This window comes from Shewanella salipaludis, from assembly GCF_012911865.1.
GTDB classification, from domain to species: Bacteria; Pseudomonadota; Gammaproteobacteria; order Enterobacterales; family Shewanellaceae; genus Shewanella; species Shewanella salipaludis.
Genome location: NZ_JAAXYH010000003.1, coordinates 103,158 through 126,621, shown reverse-complemented (window position 1 = coordinate 126,621; position 23,464 = coordinate 103,158). Strand labels below are relative to the sequence as shown.

Genomic DNA, 23,464 nt, shown 5'->3' with positions numbered 1-23,464 from the left:
AGCGGGTGCGGTACTAAGGAGATATGAAGATGAAAGTGATGAAGTTTGGTGGTACCTCGCTCGCCAACTGGCAGCGATTCCTGATGGCGGCAGAGATAGTGGCCCAGTCCGCTAGGAATGAAGCTGTCGCCACCGTCTTGTCGGCACCGGCAACTGTGACCAATGCCTTGTTGGACATGGCCGACGTCGCCGTTGCCGCCGGGGACTACCGGGCTGTGCTGTCTCGGGTCGAACAAGTGTTCGCCGGCTTGTTTCAGGAGGCGGCGGCACTCCTGTCCGAGGCACAGAGCCAGCATTTGTCGGCGGAGCTTGCCACCCAGCTCGGCATCTGGCGCGACAAGTTACATGGCGTCAGCTTACTCGGGGTATGCCCGGATAATGTGCGTGCCGAGATAGTGGTTGCCGGGGAACGCCTGTCGGCAGCCCTGATGGAGCAAGTGCTGCAGGCTAAGGGCGTCACCGCAGGACAGCTCGATCCCAGGCGTTTATTCCTGGCCCATGGCAAGCCACTGGAATCGATAGTCGATATCGCCATCAGCAAACCCAGGTTCAGCCTCTTGTCGCTGGATGAGAAGCGGGTATGGGTGATGCCGGGTTTCACCGCCGCCAATGTCGATGGTCAGGTGGTGACCCTGGGGCGCAACGGCTCAGATTATTCTGCGGCCGTGTTGGCTGCCTGTCTCGATGCCAGCAGCTGTGAGATCTGGACCGACGTCGACGGAGTGTATAACACAGATCCCAGGGTGGTGGCCGATGCCAAGCTACTGACTCAGTTGAGCTATCAGGAGGCGATGGAGTTATCTTATTTCGGCGCCAAGGTGTTGCACCCCAAGACCATCACCCCCATAGCCCAGTATCACATCCCCTGTTATATCAAGAATAGTTTCAACCCAGAGGCGCCCGGCACCCTGGTCTCCAGTCAGCCGGATGAGACAGGGCTGCAGGTCAAGGCCATCTCCAATCTCGATAGCCAGAGCATGTTCGATATCTCGGGCCCTGGCATGAAGGGCATGGTGGGCATGGCCAGCCGTACCCTGGCAGCCATTTCCCACAGCGGGGTATCCGTATCCCTCATCACCCAAAGTTCATCCGAGTACAGCATCAGTTTCTGTGTGGCGACCCAGGATGCCGCCAAGGTCAAATGGGCACTGGAACAAGAGTTCGAGTTGGAAATAAAGAGTGAGCTCATAGAGCAGATAGAATGCCGCCATGAGCTGGCGATAGTGTCGCTGATAGGCGATGGCATGCGCACCCATAAGGGGGTTGCCGCCAAGTTCTTCCAATCTCTGGCCCAGGCGAGTGTGAATATCATCGCCATCGCCCAGGGATCCTCTGAGCGCTCCATCTCGGCAGTGATAGAGCAGCGTAAGACCAAGCACGCCATAGGCGCCTGCCATCAGGGGTTCTTCGATGTGCTGCAGTATCTGGACGTATTCCTGGTCGGCTGTGGCAACGTAGGCACTGGGCTGCTGGAACAGATCAAACAGCAGGCCCAGATGCTCAAGGCACAACACATCTGCATGCGGGTGTGCGGCATCGCCAATTCACGCACCATGTTGCTCGACAGCGCCGGCATAGATTTGAACCGTTGGCAGTCCTTGCTTGCCGACAGCCAGCAGGCCAATGATCTGAACCTGATGCTGGCATGGGCCAGGGAGCAGCAGCTGCTCAATCCCGTGCTGGTCGATTGCACCTCCAGCAGCCTGGTTGCAGACGGCTATCTCGAGGTACTGAACGCTGGCCTGCATGTGGTGACCCCCAACAAGAAAGCCAACACCCGTGACTTTGGCTATTATCAGGCATTGCGTCAGACGGCACTGAAACAAAGGCGTCAGTTTCTGTATGAGACGACGGTAGGTGCCGGCCTGCCTGTCATAGACAACCTCAAGAAGCTGTTGTTTGCCGGCGATAAGTTACATCAGTTCAACGGCATATTGTCCGGCTCCCTGTCGTTTATCTTCGGCATGCTGGATGAAGGGATGACACTGTCGCAGGCGACGGCCATCGCCAGGGACAAGTGTTTCACCGAGCCCGATCCCAGGGACGATCTCTGTGGCATGGATGTGGCCCGCAAGGTGTTGATCCTGGCGCGGGAAGTGGGGTTGCAGCTCGAGCTGGATGATGTGGAGGTGGAGTCTGTGTTGCCACTGGACTTCGATGCCTCGGGTGATGTCGACGCTTTCATGGCAAGGCTGCCGCAACTGGACAATGCCATGGCGATGCGCGTCGCTGCCGCTAAAACCGAAGGCAAGTTGCTGCGCTATGTCGGCCAGATAGAGGAGGGGCGCTGCCGGGTGCGCATCGTCGAGGTCGATGCCGCAGATCCTCTCTATAGCGTCAAGGGGGGCGAGAATGCCTTGGCATTTTACAGTCGCTATTATCAGCCATTGCCTTTCGTATTGCGTGGCTATGGCGCCGGCACCGAGGTGACCGCCGCCGGTGCCTTCGCCGACGTGCTCAGGACCCTGAACTGGACCCGCGAGGTGAGCCTATGAGCATTAAGGTATACGCCCCCGCCTCCATGGGGAATGTCGGTGTCGGCTTCGATCTGCTCGGCGCCGCCCTGGCACCGCTCGACGGCAGTCTGCTGGGGGACAGAGTCTTCATCGAGGCGGCGCCTTCCGGGGTCAAGCTGACGTTGACCGGTCCCTGGGCCCATAAGCTGCCCGAGTCTCAGCAGCAGAATATCGTCTATCAGTGCGCCTGTTTCTTTCTTGAGGCCCTGGGGAAACCCTCTGTCGGCCTGGCCTTGACGCTGGAGAAGAACCTGCCGGTGGGCAGTGGCCTGGGATCCAGCGCCAGCTCGGTCGTGGCGGCCCTGTACGCCCTCAACCTGTATTTCGACGAGCCTTATTCGCCACAACAGCTGCTGCTGTTGATGGGCGAGTTCGAAGGCAAGATCAGCGGCTCGGTGCATTTTGATAATGTCGCGCCCTGCTATTTGGGCGGCATGCAACTCATGTTGAATGTGCCGGGAAGGGTATGCGACACCATTCCCGGCTTCGATGACTGGTATTGGGTGCTGGCCTATCCGGGGATTTCCCTGTCGACGGCCAAGATGCGGGCCCTGCTGCCGGAACACTATGACAGGAGCGTTGCGATAGATTTTGGCCGTTACCTGAGTGCCTTCGTGCATGCCTCCTATAAACAGGATGCTGCGCTGGCCATCGAGGTGCTCAAGGATGTGTTGGCCGAACCCTATCGTGCCGATGCCATTCCAGGTTACCGCCAGGCGAGGGCGGGCTTGGCGGAGCTCGGCATGTTGACTACCGGGATTTCCGGCAGCGGCCCTACGCTGTTTTCTGTCACCGACACCCTGGCGACGGCACAGGCGGCCAGGGACTGGCTCGAGCAGCATTACCTGTCCGGCCCCGGTGGTTTCAGCCATATATGCCGCCTGGATAAACAGGGTGCCCGCAGGGTGGATTGAGTCTCGATTATCGGAATAAGACATAGGATACAATAAGATGCAGTTATATAACTTAAAACACCCGCAACAGCTGGTGAGTTTCAGTGAGGCGGTACAATTGGGGTTGGGCAAGGATAGGGGACTCTTCTTCCCGACCGAGATCCCTGTACTGGAAGACATGGATAGCCTGCTGGCATTGCCTTTCGTCGAGCGCAGCAAGAAAGTGCTCGGTGCCTGGCTGGCGTCAGAGCTGGGGCAGCCGGCGGTGGATGCCTTGGTTGAAGGGGCGTTCAATTTTCCCTTGCCCCTGGTCAAGGTGGATGAGCGGCGCGCCTGTCTGGAGCTCTTCCATGGCCCGACTCTGGCCTTCAAAGATTTTGGTGCCCGTTTCATGGCCCAGTGCATCAACCGGCTCGCCGGCGACAAGGTGCTGACCATATTGACTGCGACCTCGGGCGACACGGGTGCCGCCGTGGCCGATGCCTTCTTCGGGCTGGAGAAGGTGAAGGTGATGGTGCTGTATCCCGAGGGTAAGATCAGCCTGTTGCAGGAAAAGATGTTCTCCACCTTGGGCGGCAACATACATACTGTGGCGGTCGCATCCGACTTCGATGCCTGCCAGCACCTGGTGAAACAGGCCTTCGACGACGAGGACATACGCGAAGGGCTGCATCTGAATTCGGCCAATTCGATCAACATCAGCCGCCTGCTGGCGCAGGTATGTTATTACTTCGAGGCGGTTGCCCAGGCGCAAGCCCTGGGATTTGCCGAGCCTGTGGTTGCCGTGCCCAGCGGTAATTTCGGTAACCTGACCGCTGGCTTGTTGGCCAAGGCCATGGGATTACCGATAAAACGCTTCATTGCCGCCACCAACAGCAATGATACGGTGCCACGTTACCTGAAGAGCGGGGACTGGGTACCCGAAACGACGGTGGCGACCATGTCCAATGCCATGGATGTTTCCGAGCCGAGCAATTGGCCGCGGGTCGAAGCCATCTGCGCGCAGCTGGGCTGGCCGTTAACCGACATCACGGGCGTCGCCTTGTCCGAGGCCGAGACGTCGGAGGCGCTGGCCCGCTTGCATGACGACGGCTATCTGTCTGAGCCACATGCGGCCATCGCAGCCAGGGCTTTGTCGCTGAGCCTGGACGCCGCTGAACAGGGGATCTTTCTCGGTACCGCGCACCCGGCAAAATTCAAGGATGTGGTGGACCGGGAGTTGCAACTGGATTTACCCCTGCCGCCTGAGTTGGCGGCGGTGGCGCAAAAGCCGCTGCTATCGGCGCGGCTCGCTGCCGATTTTGCAGCGCTCAAGGCCCACATGTTCGACTGCTTGTCACGCTAGTGCCCAGCAGGCTTTAGCGCGGCTCATTAGCGTCTTGGCCGCTCGGCCATCATAGTTAGCCGTGGGGAGGCTATGCCTCCTCGTTTGCCTTCCTGTTCAAGATCACATGGATAACTTGCGAGCCTGCCGGCATTTTCTGTGACCCACAGCATATCGCCGGCAGCAGCCTTTTGGCATATTGGGCATTAATAGTTCGTTTGACTACTATTAAGGCATCGGGCTTAGACGGTTTTTTTGTGGGGTGGTTATGTTGCAGAGGCTAATCAATGATCATAAGCATATAGGGATTTTGGTAAGCTTATTAGAAAAAAAATGCATGAAGCTTGCCGATGGTGAGGCGGTTAACTTCAACCTGATCCGCGACATACTCGAATATATGCAAGTCTATGTCGAGCATAGTCATCATCCCCTGGAAGAGATCGTCTATGAATATTATCTGAATAAGGTGTCGGCGGCGGTGGAAACCGAGCAGTTGGCTGCCGAGCATAAACGCCTGTTTGAGGCGTCCAGCGTGCTGATGGCGAGTCTGAATTTGATCTTGAGTGATGTGGTGATGTCCAGGGATAAGTTGATCGCCGACTTACAAAATTATGTCGCACTGCAAAGGCATCATATGGAGTTTGAAGAAACAGAGATTTTCCCGTTATTTTCCGAACACTTGAATGCACAGGATTGGGCGGATATCTCGGCGTCATCTATGCAGAGGCTGGTGGATGATCCTCTCTTCAGCGACAACGACAAGCAAGTGTTCGAGGAGCTCAGGGATTACCTGCTGAATGCAGAGTAAGAATAACAAGAGCGCCAAGGGCGCTCTTTTCATCGATAATCAGGCTGTTGCCGGATACCTCTATAAGAGGATAGCATCGAGATCACAGTCAAAATTATTATCTATGTCCTGAAGCTCTTTGAGTAGACGGCGTTTATCCTTTAACGCTTCTATCTCACGCCATTTGCGTTTCTTGTTGGAGCTTCGTGAACGTCCGGGCCTTTCAATGACTTCATCTAGCGCACAACCATAATCTAAGCGATCCATGGCAACCTCCTGTCTTTGTATTTTTTGTCATCAGTTAAATAACATATTTACAAAACAGGGTGCAAGAATTATGTTTCAATTGTGTTAAATGAGGGTGACATTTAGATGATGTCGGGGGGAGTCTGGGGGCCATGGAAAGCCGGGAAATGAAAAGACCGGCCAGGGCCGGTCTTTATCTATTTGGCTAAATCTGCCGCTGACGGTACAAGTTAATCAGCCCATTGCTGGAGGCGTCCAGTTCTGTCGCCGCCTGAGGTGCACCTATGCGCGCCAGTACGTCGTTACCGAGATTTTTACCCAGTTCCACACCCCATTGATCGAAGGAGTTGATCTGCCAGATGGCACCTTGAACTAAGGTTCTATGCTCATACAGTGCTATCAGCGCCCCCAGGGTTTGCGGAGTGAGCTTGTCCATCAGCAGGGTGTTGCTGGGTTTGTTGCCCGGCATGACCTTATGCTTGGCTATCAGCAGCTTCTCTTCATCGCTCAGTTGCGCCCCCGCCAGTTCCGCCATGGCTTCATCCAAGGTGCGCCCCTGCATCAGTGCCTGGGTCTGGCCGAAGCAATTGGACGCCAACTGGGCATGATGTTCGCCCAGAGGATTATGGCTATTCAACGGCATGATGAAGTCGGCCGGGATCAAGGCAGTGCCTTGATGCAGCAGCTGGTGGTAGGCATGTTGGCCGTTGGTACCTTCGCCGCCCCAGATCACGGGCCCAGTGCTGTAGTCGACCCGGGTGCCATCGAGCGTGACCGACTTGCCGTTGCTCTCCATATCCAGCTGCTGGAAGTAGGCGGGCAATCCCCTCAGGTAGTGATCGTACGTCAAGACCACATGTGATTGGGCATTGAAAAAGTTACCGTACCATAAGGAGAGTAACCCCATGATGACGGGCATGTTTTCTCTCAGCGGCGCCTTGGCGAAATGTTCGTCCATCTCATGGGCGCCACGCAGCAAGGCCCGGAAGTTATCCATGCCAACCAGGAGCGCGATAGGCAAGCCTATGGCCGACCAGAGTGAATAGCGCCCGCCGACCCAGTCCCACATGGGGAAGATGTTATCCGTGGCAATACCAAACTCTGTCGCCTTGGTGACATTGGAGGTCACGGCGACGAAGTGCTTGGCCACCTCCGACTGCGAACCACCCAGTTTCAGGAACCAGGCCTTGGCGGACAGGGTATTTGTCAGGGTTTCCTGAGTGCCGAAGGACTTGGATGACATCACAAACAGCGTGGTTTCCGGATTGAGCAGCTTCAGCTTCTCGCTGATGGCAGTGCCATCGACGTTGGCGACGAAGTGGCATGCCAAGCCGGTATTCCAGTATGGCCGCAGTCCCTGGGAGATGATCTTGGGGCCGAGGAAGGAGCCGCCTATGCCGATACTGACGATATCGGTAATGGCTTTGCCCGTATAGCCACGCCATTGTCCAGAGACTACCGAGTCGACGAAAGCCTCCATCTTGGCCAGCGTTTGCTGCACCTCAGGCACTATGTCCCGGCCTTCGGCCTGGATCTCCTGGTCGGCATCGGCCCTGAGCGCCGTATGCAGCACGGCACGCTGTTCTGTGGTGTTGATGAGATCGCCGGCAAACATGGCGCAAATTTTATCTTTGAGTTCAGTCTCTTCGGCCAGCTTGAATAATAACTCCAAGGTCTCGGTCGTCGCCCTATTCTTGGAGTAATCCAGAAACAGACCACAGGCCGACAAGGACATGGCCTCGAATCTTTGAGAGTCCTTGGCGAACATTTCCCTCATATGAGGTAATTGCAGGCTGTGTTTGGCTAAAGCCTGCCAGATGGAACTTTCAGTCAAGTGCGTCATTCTGCCGTCCTAGCTGTGTTATCGGGTTAACTTGGCGGTTAACATAACCTCGAGTTTGCCCTGATCCAAGGCAAAATTGCGAATGCCTTCGGCCAGCTTGTCTACCGCCATAGGATCTTGGTTGAATTCCCAGCGGAATTCGGCTTCGGTCAGCTGGGCACCCGGGGCGACGGTCTCTGTGGCCGGGGTGAGTTTTTGCGTTATGTCAATATCGCTATTGGCCAGTTCTTCGAGCAGTGCAGGGCCTATCGTCAGGCGGTCACAGCCGGCCAGTTCGATGATCTCGCCTATGTTGCGGAAGCTGGCGCCCATGACGACCGTGTGATAGCCGTGGCGTTTGTAGAAGTTATAAATCTCCGTCACGGAAACCACGCCCGGATCTTCGGCTGCGCTATAGTCCAGGCCAGTGTCTTTCTTGTACCAATCCAGGATGCGGCCGACGAAAGGCGAGATAAGATAAACCCCGGCTTCGGCGCAGGCACGGGCCTGGGCAAAGCTGAATAACAGGGTAAGGTTGCAGTTAATGCCATCTTTCTCCAGCTCTTTGGCGGCACAGATGCCTTCCCAGGTAGAGGCTAACTTGATCAGAATGCGTGACTTATCTATCCCGGCATCCTGATATAACTTGATCAATTTGTGGGCTTTCGCTATCGAAGCGGTTTTATCGAAAGAAAGGCGAGCATCGACTTCGGTCGAGATACGTCCCGGCACCAACTTGAGAATTTCCACGCCTATGTTAACGGCAAGCTTGTCGCCGGCATCTTCGAGCTGTTGTGCCAGCTCTTGGCTCTGGGATTGAGCCCAGGCGATAGCATCATCGATGAGTGCCGAGTATTCAGGAATTTGGGCCGCTTTTAAAATGAGTGACGGATTGGTCGTGGCATCTTCTGGTTGATAGCGTTTGATGGCTTCGATATCGCCGGTATCCGCAACGATGGTCGTCAGGGATTTGAGTTGCTCTAGTGTAGTAGCCATGGAAAACATCCTTCTCAAGTAACAGCCTAAGCTCGATAATTTGCTTGTGGGTATTAGAAGCGATTTTATCGACTTTTCCAACCTTGAATGTAAAAAAATTACAAAAATGATTGAATGAGGTCAATTTGTGTCTTGGATAGCTTCTAACCTGAGTGTACGCCCAGTAGGGCATAATTTCTAATCTGCCGCAGCCGGCCCATAAATGAAAAAAGCCGCTGCATGGCAGCGACTTCAAGGCCTGAGTTGAGCCTCATTATTTGGTCAGAGGGGCTGTCTCTTTCACTGTGATCTGCGCTTCTATCCGGCGGTTAGCCGCGTTCGCGGCCGCGGAACGACCCGGTATCAGAGGTCGGGTGACCCCATAGCCCTGCGTCGTGACCCGGCTCGGCTCTATGCCGTACTTGTCGGTCAGGAGCTTGGCGACGGCATCGGCACGTTTCTGCGACAGCATCATGTTGTAGTCGGCTGCACCCACATTGGAAGCATGACCCTCGATCTTGACCTGGGTATGGGGGAAACGCTTCATGAAGTTGGCCAGTTTTTCAACTTCGGCATAGGAATCGTTTTTCACCACCGCCGAGTCATTGCCGAACTTGGCATCGATAGCCAGATTGTGGGTCATCTCCGAATAGAGGGAGCAGCCCTTGCCGTCAACCTTATGCCCCATGGGCGTGTCAGGGCAGAGATCCATATCATCTGTCACGCCGTCTTTATCTGTGTCTATCGGTGCCATGACGACAGGGGCTGGCGCCGGAGCAGCGGGGGCGGCCATGGCCTTGTGACCGAAACGGTAACTCAGTTCCAGACCCCAGTAGTTGCTGTCCATGTCCAGGGTGTCCCACTTGTTTTCATCCAGGCCTTCATAGCGGCGATACTTGGCCTGCAACTTCAGGTTGTCGGTAAAGTTGTAGCCTACGCCGGCGCCATAGTAGGGGGCAAGGTCTGTGTCACTGTAATACTCACTGCCATGAGCCTTGTCATTGTATATGAGGTAGTTGATGGCACCCGCTTCGGCCGATAGGCTCCAGCGATTGGCCAATGGCCAGAAGCCGACCAAGCCCAGGGTCGGGCCCTTGACACCCACATCGTTGAACTTATCGCTATAGTCGGTCCATTCCGCTCTGCCCAGATCTCTGTAGCCTAATTCAACACCCAGATAGTCGTTGAATAAGTAACCGGCAAATATGTCCCAGGCATAAGGGTCATCTTCACCGCATACTTTCATGCTTTTTTGATCGCAGTTAGGCTCGTAATTGTTGACGCCAACACCTGCGCCCAGATACCAAGGGCTGAGTTCTTGAGATGCGTTTGCCGCGAGGGGCAAGAGTGAGGAAAGCAGTACTGCTCTTAAGGTATTCTTCATCATAATCTCCAAGTCCATTATCATATTGCTCCGCCATTTCTGCTCTGCAACTTGCTGCAAAACACCGCTGGCCCTTAGTGTGGGGATCCTTAGATTTAGTCGCCAGCCGGCATAATTATCTATTGAGCCGGCGCATTTTGCCACTCGACGGCTGAAATATTTCATTGAAACAGCATATTGTTACGCTTTAAGAACCAAATGTTTACATAAAACCAATCTAAGCCGAACAGGGTGGCAGTGACGGACTCGCCAAGGGGCACTCTCATCCGGGTTTGCCGTCGACCTGGGCCTAGTGTAGGCTTGGTTTGGTTTAATGCCTCTTTGACTGGAGGCGTTCGGGACCGACTTGTCGGCAAGCTCGTTATGTCGGGTATCGCCTGATTGGATGTTTGAGTCCGGAACTGGGAGATTAGCCGGGTAACGTTATTGTTAATACAAGTTTAACAACGACTTGGACTTGTATATTTTGCTCTGTTTGAATGTTGCTCAAATGCTCTTGTGTGATCTTGATCACATGGACAGCTTCGAATACTGTGCTATTTTGCTGACCGGTTAGCGGCGCCATGGCTTGAATTTCGGCGTTGCCGATCGCGGATGTATAACTTAAAAGATAAATCAGCCGCTATTCACCAGGTTAGATGAGAAGAATTCATTCACCACCAATGTCGTTCAGGCACTAGCCTGGGCGGGATTTGTTACGGGAAGAAGTAGAATAATATGTTAGAAACCATAGTTAATTTTCTTAATGCGCTGCTTTGGGGCAAGTTGTTGGTATACGGGCTGGTGGGAGCCGGTTTGTATTTCACCCTCAGGTTGGCATTCATTCAGCTAACCCATTTCGGTCATTCGATTAAAGTGCTCGCCATGAGCCGTGACGGCTGTGAGAGTGGCCTGTCATCGTTTCAGGTCTTCTGTACCAGCATGGCGGCCCGCGTCGGCGCTGGTAATATGGCCGGGGTTGCGGTTGCCATAGGGGCTGCCGGGCCGGGCGCCGTCTTCTGGATGTGGCTTATTGCCGTACTGGGGATGGCGACGGCCATGATAGAGTCGACATTGGCTCAAATTTATAAGGTGAAGGATAGTGACGGCCAATTCCGTGGCGGGCCGGCCTACTACATGGAGAAGGGCCTGGGGCAACGTTGGATGGGGATCTTGTTTTCCCTGTTCCTGATCCTCGCCTTCGGCCTGGTCTTCAATGCCGTCCAAGCCAACACCATTACAGGTGCCATGGATAAAGTCTTCGGTTTCAATCCCATGTATGTGGGTCTTGCCCTGGTCGTCTTCAGTGGTTTTGTCATCACAGGCGGCATGCGTAAGGTGGCCAGGGTGTCCGAGATCTTGGTTCCTGTGATGGCGCTGGCCTATATCTTAGTGGCTTTGATGGTGGTGATGAGCAATCTGGAGCAGATCCCCGCCATATTCAGCCTGGTTTTCAAGAGTGCCTTCGGTTGGCAAGAAGCTGCAGCGGGTGGCGTGGCATACAGTGTCGCCCAGGCCATGCAGGCAGGCATCGCGCGCGGGTTGTTTTCCAACGAAGCTGGTATGGGCAGCGCCGCGAACGTGGCGGCCAGTGCCTCACCTACGCCCAATCATCCTGCCTCACAGGGCTTCGTGCAGATGTTCGGCGTCTTTGTCGACACTATTGTGATCTGTACCGCGACTGCGGCCATTATCCTGTTGTCGGGTGATCTGGGCACGACAGATGACGGTATCCGAATGACAATAGGGGCCTTGTCCAGCCATGTCGGCGATTGGGGCGGGGCTTTCATTGCGATCGCCATTTTCCTGTTCTGCTTTACTTCCATCATCGCCAATTACTCCTACGCCGAGACCAATGTGATGTTCTTGTCGGGCAACAGCAAGAAGGCCTTACCCTTGTTTCGCCTGTGTGTACTGGCAATGGTGATGTTTGGTGCCATGGCCAAGATCAGCCTGGTTTGGGATCTTGCCGATGTGTCCATGGGCTTGATGGCGACGGTGAACATAGTGGCGCTGTTGCTCTTGTCCGGACTGGCGATTCGTGTCATCAATGACTATCGTGAGCAACTGAATGCGGGAACCATTCCCGAGTTTGACCCACGCAAGTTTCCCGAGCTGAGGGAGCAATTGGATGGCAGCATATGGACGAATGGTGAGGATTTGAACCCTGCTGAGCCGCTCGAACGTCCGCTCAATACCTGATATCCTGGGCTGATAGCCTGAGTCTATCCGGGCATTCGGAAAAACCACGCAACTTAATGCGTGGTTTTTTTATGCCCAGAAGATATCATAGGGGCACTGTTTAACGCCTTACGAGCGGAGTCTTAGATGTTGGTATTGGTTTCACCGGCGAAAACATTGGATTTTGAACATCCCCCAGTTACCCAGAGACACACCCAGCCCGACTTCATAGATCAAAGCCAGGAGTTGATCTCTGTCTGCCGTCGACTCAGCCCCCAGGACATAGGCTCACTGATGAAGGTGAGCGATAAGATTGCCGGTTTGAACGCGGCCAGATTTGCCCAATGGCAACCCGAATTCTCCTTCGAGAATGCCAAGCAGGCCATCTTCGCCTTTCGTGGCGACGTATACACCGGCCTGGATGCAGATTCGCTCACGGACTCGGAACTCACGGCGGCGCAGCGGCATCTGCGTATCCTCTCCGGCCTGTATGGCTTACTCAAGCCATTGGATCTGATGCAACCTTACCGGCTGGAGATGGGGACTGCCCTTGCCAATCCCAGGGGAAAGAACCTGTATGAGTTCTGGGGTGACAGCATCACCCATGAGGTTGATAACGCAGTGGCCGCCCAGGGCGATGACATGCTGGTTAACCTCGCCTCCAATGAGTACTTCAAGGCGGTTAAGAGCAAACAGCTGCAGGCGCGTTTGATCACGCCGGTATTCAAGGACAGGAAGAATGGCCAGTATAAGGTGATCAGTTTCTTTGCCAAACGGGCTCGCGGCATGATGGCAAGATACCTCATCACCCAGGGTGTCAATTCACTCGAGCAGTTACAGCAATTTACTGGCGGCGGTTATTACTACAGCCAGGAAGAGTCGACGCCGGCGCAGCCTACCTTCTTGAGAGAGGAACAATAGCCGGGCATGCGGGGCAGATAAGCACTGGAGAGATAAAAAAGCAGCCTTAGGCTGCTTTTTTATCGTGCCGGCAAGCCGTCGGGCTACTCCTGGACGTCTTGGGAGAGGATAGGTCTGAGCTGAAGCCTGGAGTCGGCCATCAAATAGGCAAACTGGGCATAGGCGGCGATATTCTGTGCCAGTGCCGCAGCATCTATCTTGTCCAGGGTATCGTTGGGGGTGTGATGGTAATCGAAATAGTCTGTACCATCTTGCCTGAGTGAGGCGACAGGCACCCCTTGTGCCGGCAGCATGGACACCTCAGAACCACCTGAGGCGCCGTTGTCGCCGAATGCCACCCCGTTGTTGGCCATGGGCGCCGCGAGAGCCTTTACTTCATCCAAGGCCGTTGCTGCGACATTCACATCCATCCGATAGATCTTTCCGGCGCCGAAGTCGGACTCCGCCGCCATGTAATGTTTCGCCAGCTCCTGCTTATGGGCCTGGATATAAGCCTTGCCACCCAAGAGGCCTATTTCTTCGGCGGCAAAGAGCACGACCCTGACGGTGCGGGCAGGCTTTTGGGGCAGATCCTGTATGAGTTTGGCCGCGGCCGTGACTATGGCGACCCCGGCACCGTCATCTATGGCACCCGTGCCCTGATCCCATGAGTCAAGGTGTGCGCCGAGCAAGACGATTTCCTCGGGTTTCGAACTGCCCGTCACTTCGGCAATCACGTTATAAGAGGTGGCAAATCCCTGGCTGCTCGGCGACATCTTGAGCGACAACACCACATGGGGATCGCGTGCCAGCATGGCATCGACCAAGTCGGCATCCGGAGCGGACATGGCCGCCGCCGGAATTCTGCTGATGTCATCCTGATAATGCATCATGCCTGTATGTGGCATACGGTCATGATCTGTGCCTATGGAGCGTATCACCAGGGCGACTGCGCCTTTCTTGGCCGCCTCGACGGCTCCCTGGCTGCGACCGCCCACGCTCTTGCCATAGCCCTTGCCCGTGATGTGGCGTTCGGTCTTTTGATCTATGAAGACAATTTTGCCCGCGACCTCGGCTTCGCTGGCTGCCTGTAGCGCCGCCAGGCTGTCGAAGCGGACTATGCCGGCCTGAATGCCTGCCTCAGGTGTGCCCACGCTGCCGCCGAGGGCGGTAATGACCAGAGGTTGGGGGAAAGGCGCGACTATGCTGGCCTTGGCCTCACCGCGATCCCATGCTGGGACTTGTACCGCCTCCTTGTAGACGCGATCGAAGCCGAGTTCCTTGAGTTTGCTCTCGGCCCATTCGACGGCGACCAGATCTTTATCGCTGCCGGCCAGACGTGGACCGACTTCCACCGTTAGTGATTCGACCAAGGAGTAGCCGAGATCCGAGGCCAGGGCTTGCTGTTGCAGCAAGGCGACGGGCGCCGGCGTCGCTTGAGGCGCATTGTGGCTGCTGCCCGACTGTACTTGGCAGCCAAAGAGGTTCGCGGCCAGCAGGCTCGCTAATAAGCTCATTCTGTAATGCTTCATGCATGTCCTTGATTCTTGTTATTTGCTGATACTGAGTTAGGTGCGGTTTTATCCGTCGGATAATCTAACAAAAAGTCGACGCCCTGTCCCGGCCCCGACTGTAAGTCAGTATGTAAGCCTGTAAATACGTCTGCAGCTGGACGTGCAGCAGTGACGACGGCGGCTATCGGCTTGGAATGGCGAAAAACAGGCATAAAAAAACCGGCCTAAGCCGGTTTTTTTCATTCGCTAATAACGATTAAGCAGCCAGTGCTTTGATCTTAGCGTTTAGACGAGCCTTATGACGTGCAGCCTTATTCTTGTGAATAAGACCTTTAGCAGCCATACGGTCAACTATAGGTTGTGCAGCAGCAAAAGCTTCTGTTGCTACTTTGTGATCACCTGCTTTAATTGCAGCGATTACTTTTTTAACGTATGTACGTAACATTGAGCGACGGCTGGCGTTATGCTGACGACGCTTTTCAGACTGAAGCGCGCGCTTCTTTGCAGACTTGCTATTAGCCAAGGTGCAACTCCTAAAAACTGGATTTGATACTTTTAAAGGCCGAGGACTATGCCTGCTTTTAGTCACTTTGTCAACGACTATGATTGAATAATCATCATAAAGATAAATTAATCCAACCGGCTTGGCGATCTTCAACCCAACTCGTGTAATATGTGGCGCAATTCTAGCAGCAATTCCCGCCGTGTGACAGAGCCAGGGTCGAATTTTTGCCATAAATCGCCGAAGAAATCCGGCGGAGTTCTGGGGGTCGTTTGAGTAAAAAATTAATGCGGTCTGGCATGATAGTTAGTGCTATGACCTTGATTTCACGTGTTTTAGGCCTGGTTCGTGATGTGGTGATTGCCAACTTAATGGGCGCAGGCAGCAGTGCAGATGTTTTTTTCTTCGCGAATAAAATCCCCAATTTTTTACGTCGCCTGTTTGCCGAAGGGGCATTCGCTCAGGCTTTCGTGCCTGTATTAACCGAATATCAAGAAAAACACACGCCGGAGGCAACCAGGGAGTTGCTCAGTAAAGTCGCAGGTACCTTGGGTTTGATGGTGACCCTGGTGACCCTGTTCGGCGTGCTGGGATCGCCGATACTGTCGGCCTTATTCGGCGGCGGTTGGTTCCTGGCCTGGCTGAATGATGAGCCCAATGGGGCCAAATTTGAATTGGCATCGCTGATGCTGAAGATCACCTTTCCCTATCTCTGGTTCATCACCTTCACCGCCTTGGCCGGGTCTATCTTGAACACCCGGGGCCGCTTTGCCGTATCCGCCTTTACCCCGGTATTCCTGAACGTCGCCATCATAGCCGCCGCCCTCTACATGGCGCCGAATATGGCCCGCCCCGAGATAGGCCTGGCCTGGGGGGTGTTTTTCGGTGGCGTGATTCAATTCCTGTTCCAGATCCCGTTTCTCTTAAGGGAGAAAGCCCTGGTCAAGCCTTCCTGGGGCTGGCAGCACCCTGGGGTGGTGAAGATCCGCACCCTGATGCTGCCGGCCTTGTTCGGCGTGTCCGTTTCCCAGATCAACTTGCTGTTCGATACCTTTATCGCCAGCTTCCTGATGACGGGCTCGATCAGCTGGCTCTATTATTCCGACCGTTTGTTGGAGTTCCCCCTTGGACTCTTCGGTATAGCGATCGCGACCGTGATCCTGCCGGCACTGTCGCGCAAGCATGTCAATGCCGAGGGCGCCGGCTTCAGCCGCACCCTGGAGTGGGGCATTGAAACCATTTTGTTGTTGGGCTTGCCCGCCATGTTCGGGCTCATCCTGTTGGCCAAACCCATGTTGATGGTGCTCTTTATGCGTGGGGCCTTTTCTGAAGCGGATGTCATCATGGCATCCTACAGCTTGATGGCCTACGGCAGTGGCTTGCTCAGTTTCATGTTGGTCAAGGTGCTCGCACCCGGTTATTACTCGCGCCAGGATACCAGGACGCCGGTACGCTATGGCGTCATAGCCATGGTGAGCAACATGGGGCTGAATCTGGTATTTGCCATTCCCTTCGGTTATGTCGGCCTGGCGATTGCCACTTCCATGTCGGCGCTGCTCAATGCCGGACTCTTGTACCGCGGCCTGCACTTGGCCGGTATCTACCGCGTCGGCGGCCAAACGCTGAGGTTTTTCATAAAAGCCGTAGTGGCGACCCTGATGATGGTGTTAGTCTTGTATTATCTGACGCCGCCTCTGTCCACATGGCTGCAATGGCAGTTGGCAGAGCGCGCCATGGCCTTAACCGGCCTGATTGTTACGGGTGCCTTGAGCTACATTTTGAGTCTGTTGTTGCTCGGTATCCGTCCCTGGAAGATGAAACCTGGAGTTTGAGTGCTGATTCTCAACGATAGCTGTTATATAATCGGCCGATTTGGGTTTGGCAGCCGTATAAAGTCATGGAATTAATCCGCGGAATACACAATATTTTGCCGGCACACAAAGGTTGTGTGTTGACCATAGGCAACTTCGATGGTGTCCATCGTGGCCACGCGCAGGTGATAGCCAATCTGGTGAGCAAGGGTGAGCTTTACCACTTGCCTGTCACCCTGATGACCTTCGAGCCTCAGCCGCAGGAGTTGTTCTGTGGCGAAAATGCGCCAGCCCGTTTGAGCCGATTGCGTGACAAGGTCATGTTGCTCGACGAACTCGGGGTTGAGAGGTTAGTGTGTGTTAACTTCAATGCCAAGTTTGCCAATCAGCCGGCCGAGGATTTTATTCAGGAGTTGCTGGTCAACAAGCTGGGGGTTAAGTACCTGGTTGTCGGCGACGATTTTTGTTTCGGTAAGGGTCGTCGCGGCAATTTTGAGATGCTGCACCAGGCGGGTAAGAAGTACGGTTTTACCGTGGTGAACACCCAGAGTTTCATGCTCGGCGATCAGCGGGTTAGCTCGACGGCGGTGCGGGAGCAGTTGGCAAAGGGCAACCTGGAGCAAGCCAGGCGCATGCTGGGACACCCTTTTACCCTGAGCGGGAGAGTGGCTCATGGGCAGAAACTGGGGCGAACCTTGGGATTCCCCACGGCCAACATAGCCCTCAAACGCAACGTAGTGCCAGTGCGTGGGGTGTTTGCGGTGCGCTTCTTCTGGGATGGCAGCGAAGTGTATGAAGGCATGGCCAACATAGGTTTCAGGCCGACGGTCAATGGCCAGGAATGTTTGCTCGAGGTGCACTTGTTTGATTTCGACGGCGATCTCTATGGTCGCAGGGTAGAAGTGGAGTTGGTGGCTAAGCTGCGGGAAGAGCAACCCTTCGAGTCTCTGGAGGCGTTGAAACAACAAATTTTGAATGATGCAAATGAGGCCAGAGCCTTGTTTGGCAATGATGCAGGCTGAGGTTATCAGCTTAATTAACGGTATAGGATCAATGAGCGACTATAAATTTACTTTGAATTTGCCGGAAACTGAGTTTCCGATGCGCGGTAATTTGGCCAATCGCGAGCCAGAAATGTTAACTCGCTGGACCCAGGACGGACTGTATCAACAGATCCGTGAGAGTCGTATTGGCCGTAAACCCTTTATTTTGCATGATGGCCCTCCTTATGCGAATGGCAGTATTCATATAGGTCACTCAGTTAATAAAATTCTCAAAGACATCATAGTCAAATCCAAGACTATGTCGGGTTTCGACGCTCCTTATGTGCCGGGCTGGGATTGTCACGGCTTGCCCATAGAACTCAAGGTCGAACAGAAAGTCGGCAAGCCTGGGCAGAAGATATCCGCCGCCGAGTTCCGTGAAGAATGTCGCAAATACGCCGCCACGCAGGTCGATGGCCAGCGTGACGACTTCATTCGTTTGGGGGTGCTGGGTGACTGGAATAATCCCTACCTGACCATGGATTTTGCCACCGAAGCCAACATAGTGCGCTCGCTCGCCAAGGTGATTGCCAGCGGTCACTTGCATAAGGGCGTCAAGCCAGTGCATTGGTGTACCGATTGTGGCTCCGCCCTGGCGGAAGCCGAAGTGGAATACGAGGACAAGACATCCCCTGCTATCGACGTCGCCTTTGGCGCCGCCGACAAGGCTGCTGTGCTGGCCAAGTTCAAGGTCGGTGATTACGCACACCCAGTGTCTATGGCGATCTGGACCACCACTCCCTGGACTCTGCCTGCCAACCGCGGCTTATCTCTGAGTCCTGAGCTGGACTACAGCCTGGTCGAATTCGAGAAAGAAGGTGTGACCCAGGCGCTGATCTTGGCCGAGGTGCTGGTCGAAGCCTGTCTCGAGCGTTATGGCGCCGAACGTCATAGCATCCTGGGCCAGGCCAAGGGCAGCGAGCTCGAGCTGCTGCGCTTCAACCATCCTTTCTACGCCTTCGATGTGCCTGCCATTTTAGGCGAGCACGTCACTACAGACGCGGGTACCGGCATAGTGCATACCGCACCTGGTCATGGCCAGGACGACTTCGTGGTCGGACAGAAATACGGCCTGGAAGTCGCCAACCCGGTTGGCGATAACGGCGTCTATAAGCCGGACACAGAGATCTTCGCCGGTCAGCATGTGTTCAAGGCCAACGACAATGTGGTCGCACTGCTGAAAGAGAAGGGCACTCTGTTGCACCATGTGGCCTATCGTCACAGCTACCCTCATTGCTGGCGCCACAAGACCCCAATCATCTTCCGCGCCACACCTCAGTGGTTCATCTCCATGGACAACCATGGCCTGCGCGCCCAGGCGTTGAAGGAAATAGACAATACCCAGTGGATCCCGGACTGGGGCCAGAGCCGCATCGAGAAGATGGTCGAGAACCGCCCAGACTGGTGTATCTCGCGTCAGCGTACCTGGGGCGTGCCTATCACACTGTTCGTACACCGTGAGACGGAAGAGCTGCATCCGGACAGCGTGTCCCTGATGGAGCGGGTGGCACATCGTATCGAACAGCAGGGCATCCAGGCCTGGTGGGATCTGGACGAAGCCGAGCTGCTCGGCGACGAAGCCGAGCAATACCGCAAGGTGACGGATACCCTGGACGTCTGGTACGACTCGGGTTCGACCTTCTCGTCCGTGGTTGCCGCGCGTCCCGAATTCCAGGGCCATGACATAGACTTGTATCTGGAAGGCAGCGATCAACACCGCGGCTGGTTCATGTCATCCCTGATGATCTCCACCGCCATGAATGGCAAGGCGCCTTATAAGCAAGTGCTGACCCATGGTTTTACCGTCGATGGCAAGGGCCGCAAGATGTCCAAGTCTGTCGGCAACGTGATAGCGCCGCAGACTGTGACCAACAAGCTGGGCGCCGATATTCTGCGTCTCTGGGTGGCTGCCACCGATTACAGCGGTGAGATGACGGTCTCGGATGAGATCCTCAACCGCAGTGCCGATGCCTATCGCCGTATCCGTAACACGGCGCGTTTCTTGCTGGCGAACCTCAACGGTTTCGACCCTGTGAAAGACATGGTTGCGGTCGGGGACATGGTGGCGCTGGACCGTTGGGTGGTGCGCCGCGCTGCTGCCCTGCAACAGGAGTTGTTGGAAGCCTATGAGCAGTACAACTTCCACCAGGTGACCCAAAAATTGATGCAGTTCTGCTCGGTCGAGCTGGGCAGCTTCTATCTGGATATCATCAAAGACAGACAATACACGGCGAAGCAGGAAGGTCATGCCCGTCGTAGCTGTCAGTCTGCCCTGTATCACATCGCCGAGGCCATGGTGCGCTGGATAGCGCCAATCCTGAGCTTCACCGCGGATGAAATCTGGCAGCTGCTGCCGGGTGAGCGGGCGGCCTATGTGTTTACCCAGGAATGGTATCAGGGTCTGGAGTCGGTCACGCTGGCCACAGACTTGAGCGATGACTATTGGCAGCAACTGCTGGCGGTGCGTACCGAAGTCAACAAGGTGATAGAGCAGGCGCGCCGCGATAAGCGTATCGGCGGTTCGTTGGAGGCCGAAGTCAGCTTGTATGCCGACGCAGCCCTAGCCGCCGAGCTGGCCAAGATAGGCGATGAACTCAGATTCGTGCTCTTGACCTCAGGTGCCTCAGTGTTGCCACTGGCTTCGGCGCCGGACAATGCGGCCGAGACAGAGCTGGGCGCCTTGAAATTAGTGGTGGCCAAGAGCGAAGCGGCCAAGTGCGAGCGTTGCTGGCACCACAGAGAAGAGGTGAGCACTATCGAGGCACATCCAACATTATGTCAACGCTGTGTCACCAACATCGAAGGTGCCGGTGAACAGCGTGAGTTTGCCTAAGGTATGAGTATGCCATCGAGTTGGAAAGACAGTGGCCTGCGTTGGTATTGGATGGTGGCATTGGTGTTTATTGCCGATCAGCTGTCCAAGCAATGGGTCTTGAAGGGTTTCGAGCTGCACGAGTCGCTGCAGCTGTTACCCGGCTTCAATTTCACCTATGTGCGTAACTATGGCGCGGCCTTCAGCTTCTTGAGTGACGCCGGCGGCTGGCAGCGCTGGCTGTTTACCCTGATTGCCCTGGGGTTCACCGCCATTCTCAGCATCTGGTTGCGTAAGCAAGCCGCTGGCCTGTGGCGCCTGAACCTGGCCTATACCTTGGTCATAGGCGGCGCCCTGGGAAATCTGGTCGACCGCTTGATGCATGGTTTCGTGGTCGACTTTATCGATGTGTATTGGGGCCGAAGCCATTACCCGGCGTTTAATATTGCCGATTCTGCCATCTGCATAGGTGCGGCCTTGATCATCTGGGACGCCCTGGTTGCCGGCAAGCCGGCGCACAATGGCGAGCCCAAGGGGCCAGGAGTAAATTAAGTGACAGCAACATCTGCATTGATATGCCACATGAACATAGTGCTCGAAGACGGCTCTACCGCCGACAGCACCAAGGCGTCCGGTAAGCCGGCCCGCCTGAACCTGGGCGATGGCAGCCTGAGCCCGGCGTTCGAAGCCGAACTTGCTGGCCTGGACGTGGGGGCCAAACATAGCTTTACCTTGGCCGCCAAGGATGCGTTCGGTGAAGCGAATCCGGATGCCATTCATCATATGGACAAGAGCCGTTTCCCGGCGGACATGAAGCTGGAAGCCGGGGTGATAGTGAGTTTCGCCGGCCCGGGTGGCAGTGAAATACCCGGCATAGTGCGTGACGTCGCGGGAAGTTCGGTCACAGTGGATCTCAACCATCCTCTGGCGGGGCGGACAGTGACCTTCGAGTTGGAAGTGGTACAGGTACTCTAACTATGACTTTCGATCCCAAGCAAGCTCCCACCAGCCCTAGCCTGAATATACTCCTGGCCAACCCCCGCGGTTTCTGCGCCGGGGTCGACAGGGCCATCAGCATAGTTGAACGGGCACTCGAGCTGTTTTCGCCACCCATCTATGTGCGCCATGAAGTGGTGCATAACCGTTATGTGGTCCAGAATCTGAAAGATCGCGGCGCCGTGTTTGTCGATGAGCTGGAGCAGGTGCCGGATGACAGCATAGTGATCTTCAGCGCCCACGGGGTATCACAGGCCGTCAGGGCCGAAGCCAAGCAGCGCGGTTTGAAGGTATTCGACGCCACCTGTCCCTTGGTGACCAAGGTGCATCTGCAGGTCACCCGCGCCAGTCGCAAGGGAATCGAGTGCATCTTGATCGGCCATGAGGGGCATCCCGAAGTCGAAGGCACCATGGGGCAATACGATAACCCAGCCGGCGGCGTCTATCTGATCGAGTCGCCGGCGGATGTCGACGCGCTCGAGGTGAAAGATCCTGATAACTTGTGTTTCGTCACTCAGACCACGCTTTCGGTCGATGATACCTTGGACATCATAGCCGCACTGCAGCGCCGTTTTCCTGCCATCGAGGGCCCGCGCAAGGATGATATCTGTTATGCCACCCAGAACCGCCAGGATGCGGTCCGCAGCATGTCGGCGGATGTGGATCTCCTGATCGTGGTGGGCTCGAAGAATAGCTCCAACTCGAATCGTCTGCGGGAGTTGGCCCAAAAGACGGGCACTGCCGCCTATCTGGTCGATACCGAGGCGGATATCGAAGCCGCCTGGTTCGAGGGGATCAGCAGGGTCGCGGTCACCGCCGGGGCTTCTGCCCCCGAGGTGTTGGTGCAGCAGGTGGTTCAGGCCATAGCCAAACTGGCCCCGAGCGTGGTAACCGAGGTCGAAGGGCGCAAGGAAGATACCGTCTTCGCCGTACCGGCCGAACTCAGATAAGTCATTTCTCAGTTTTCAGTTAAAAAAAAGAGGCCCGGGCCTCTTTTTTTTTTGCTGAAAATTCATTCGCTAAGCCTCGCCAACATAATAAAACACCATGTTACTGGCAGGTTACATTCGACTAAACTACCATTAACCTTTATAGTGTTTTTATCGCCATTTTTCATGAGCTTATAGAAGGTTTGTACGTCAATATTATGACTAAAATGGAATGTTTGACACCCGGGAGCAAGCAGCAAAATGGCTTCTCCCTCATAGAGGTTTTGATCGCCCTGGTCATACTCGTGATTGGCCTGATCGGCATCTTCAACTTGCACTTGGTCGCCAAGCGGGGCAGCTTCGAATCTTTCCAGCAGACCCAGGCGTCCTATTATGCCAAGGATATAGTCAATCGCATGAAGCTCAACCGGGGACAGTTGACTGCCTATGCGGCGACTTATACCGGTGCCCTGGCGCGTCCGGCCAAGGCCTGTGATGTCGCCATAGGCGCCACCAGTTTGTGTACCCCGGCGGAAACGGCTGCATGGGACAAGTATCAGTGGGAGCAGCTGCTCAACGGCTCGGCCGAGGCCGTCGGCAGTCAGCTGGTTGGCGGCCTGGACAGTCCCTATGCCTGTGTGACTACGAGTTCGACTACCCTTAATGGACGTACCTATCCCAATGCCGTGGTGAAGGTGGTGATTGCCTGGCGTGGCATAAGGGAAAGCAGCGATACCAGTTATGAGGCCAGCGATTGTGGCAAGACGGCATTGGCCAAGCGCAGGCGCATCTTCATCGTCAATACCATGATTATATAGGTGACTGAGTTGCATTATGTATTACTAAGACA

19 protein-coding genes are annotated in these 23,464 nt (G+C 55.2%); 13 read left to right on the top strand and 6 right to left on the bottom strand.

What is annotated here, in order from left to right:
* Positions 1-29: 29 nt before the first annotated feature.
* The 4 genes from thrA (at position 30) to HC757_RS06200 (ending at position 5,541) form a co-directional block, all read left to right on the top strand.
* Complete coding sequence (thrA, locus tag HC757_RS06215; RefSeq protein ID WP_169563450.1) at positions 30-2,495, top strand: bifunctional aspartate kinase/homoserine dehydrogenase I; 2,466 nt, start codon at positions 30-32, stop codon at positions 2,493-2,495.
* Entirely contained in the window at positions 2,492-3,430 is a 939-nt protein-coding gene (gene thrB / locus HC757_RS06210; RefSeq protein WP_169563449.1) for a homoserine kinase, read from the top strand. The genes thrA and thrB overlap by 4 nt, the downstream gene beginning before the upstream one ends.
* 37 nt (positions 3,431-3,467) lie before the next feature.
* Positions 3,468-4,754 carry a threonine synthase gene (gene thrC, locus HC757_RS06205; protein WP_169563448.1) on the top strand — a complete coding sequence of 429 codons (1,287 nt, stop codon included), beginning with the start codon at positions 3,468-3,470 and terminating at the stop codon, positions 4,752-4,754.
* 247 nt (positions 4,755-5,001) lie between these two features.
* Complete coding sequence (locus HC757_RS06200) at positions 5,002-5,541, top strand: hemerythrin domain-containing protein (protein WP_169563447.1); 540 nt, start codon at positions 5,002-5,004, stop codon at positions 5,539-5,541.
* 60 nt (positions 5,542-5,601) lie between these two features.
* Here HC757_RS06200 and HC757_RS06195 read toward each other — a convergent pair whose 3' ends face one another.
* The 4 genes from HC757_RS06195 to HC757_RS06180 form a co-directional block, all read right to left on the bottom strand.
* Entirely contained in the window at positions 5,602-5,787 is a 186-nt protein-coding gene (locus HC757_RS06195; RefSeq protein WP_169563446.1) for a DUF3545 family protein, read from the bottom strand.
* Between the two features lie 184 nt (positions 5,788-5,971).
* A complete protein-coding gene (gene pgi / locus HC757_RS06190; RefSeq protein WP_169563445.1) occupies positions 5,972-7,609 on the bottom strand; it encodes a glucose-6-phosphate isomerase in 1,638 nt (545 codons plus the stop codon).
* 18 nt (positions 7,610-7,627) lie between these two features.
* Positions 7,628-8,584: a transaldolase gene (gene tal / locus HC757_RS06185; protein WP_169563444.1), complete on the bottom strand. Its 957-nt coding sequence runs from the start codon at positions 8,582-8,584 to the stop codon at positions 7,628-7,630.
* Positions 8,585-8,837: 253 nt separating this feature from the next.
* Entirely contained in the window at positions 8,838-9,950 is a 1,113-nt protein-coding gene (locus HC757_RS06180) for an OmpA family protein (RefSeq protein WP_169563443.1), read from the bottom strand.
* A 714-nt stretch (positions 9,951-10,664) separates the two neighbouring features.
* On the opposite strand from HC757_RS06180, the gene HC757_RS06175 reads away from it, so the two are divergent.
* Both HC757_RS06175 and yaaA read left to right on the top strand, forming a co-directional pair.
* Entirely contained in the window at positions 10,665-12,128 is a 1,464-nt protein-coding gene (locus HC757_RS06175) for an alanine/glycine:cation symporter family protein (RefSeq protein WP_169563442.1), read from the top strand.
* A gap of 126 nt (positions 12,129-12,254) precedes the next feature.
* Positions 12,255-13,028 (top strand): peroxide stress protein YaaA, encoded by a 774-nt coding sequence (gene yaaA, locus HC757_RS06170; protein WP_169563441.1) that lies wholly within the window; start codon positions 12,255-12,257, stop codon positions 13,026-13,028.
* 83 nt (positions 13,029-13,111) lie between these two features.
* Here yaaA and HC757_RS06165 read toward each other — a convergent pair whose 3' ends face one another.
* Both HC757_RS06165 and rpsT read right to left on the bottom strand, forming a co-directional pair.
* Positions 13,112-14,539, bottom strand: a complete 1,428-nt coding sequence (locus tag HC757_RS06165; RefSeq protein ID WP_169563440.1) for a M20/M25/M40 family metallo-hydrolase — start codon at positions 14,537-14,539, stop codon at positions 13,112-13,114.
* Between the two features lie 238 nt (positions 14,540-14,777).
* Positions 14,778-15,044: a 30S ribosomal protein S20 gene (gene rpsT / locus HC757_RS06160; protein ID WP_169563638.1), complete on the bottom strand. Its 267-nt coding sequence runs from the start codon at positions 15,042-15,044 to the stop codon at positions 14,778-14,780.
* Positions 15,045-15,295: 251 nt separating this feature from the next.
* Between rpsT and murJ the strand changes: the two genes are divergently transcribed.
* The 7 genes from murJ (at position 15,296) to pilV (ending at position 23,432) form a co-directional block, all read left to right on the top strand.
* Positions 15,296-16,855 carry a murein biosynthesis integral membrane protein MurJ gene (gene murJ, locus HC757_RS06155; RefSeq protein WP_169563439.1) on the top strand — a complete coding sequence of 520 codons (1,560 nt, stop codon included), beginning with the start codon at positions 15,296-15,298 and terminating at the stop codon, positions 16,853-16,855.
* Positions 16,856-16,920: 65 nt separating this feature from the next.
* A complete protein-coding gene (gene ribF, locus HC757_RS06150; RefSeq protein ID WP_169563438.1) occupies positions 16,921-17,856 on the top strand; it encodes a bifunctional riboflavin kinase/FAD synthetase in 936 nt (311 codons plus the stop codon).
* 31 nt (positions 17,857-17,887) lie between these two features.
* The gene (gene ileS, locus HC757_RS06145; RefSeq protein ID WP_169563437.1) at positions 17,888-20,710 is read left to right on the top strand and encodes an isoleucine--tRNA ligase; all 2,823 of its coding nucleotides are present in this window, start codon (positions 17,888-17,890) and stop codon (positions 20,708-20,710) included.
* A 9-nt stretch (positions 20,711-20,719) separates the two neighbouring features.
* Positions 20,720-21,241: a signal peptidase II gene (lspA, locus tag HC757_RS06140; RefSeq protein ID WP_169563436.1), complete on the top strand. Its 522-nt coding sequence runs from the start codon at positions 20,720-20,722 to the stop codon at positions 21,239-21,241.
* Positions 21,242-21,664 (top strand): FKBP-type peptidyl-prolyl cis-trans isomerase, encoded by a 423-nt coding sequence (fkpB, locus tag HC757_RS06135; protein ID WP_169563435.1) that lies wholly within the window; start codon positions 21,242-21,244, stop codon positions 21,662-21,664. It begins immediately after the preceding gene.
* 41 nt (positions 21,665-21,705) lie between these two features.
* Complete coding sequence (ispH, locus tag HC757_RS06130; protein ID WP_211164306.1) at positions 21,706-22,635, top strand: 4-hydroxy-3-methylbut-2-enyl diphosphate reductase; 930 nt, start codon at positions 21,706-21,708, stop codon at positions 22,633-22,635.
* 197 nt (positions 22,636-22,832) lie between these two features.
* The gene (gene pilV, locus HC757_RS06125) at positions 22,833-23,432 is read left to right on the top strand and encodes a type IV pilus modification protein PilV (protein WP_169563433.1); all 600 of its coding nucleotides are present in this window, start codon (positions 22,833-22,835) and stop codon (positions 23,430-23,432) included.
* Positions 23,433-23,464: the final 32 nt, after the last annotated feature.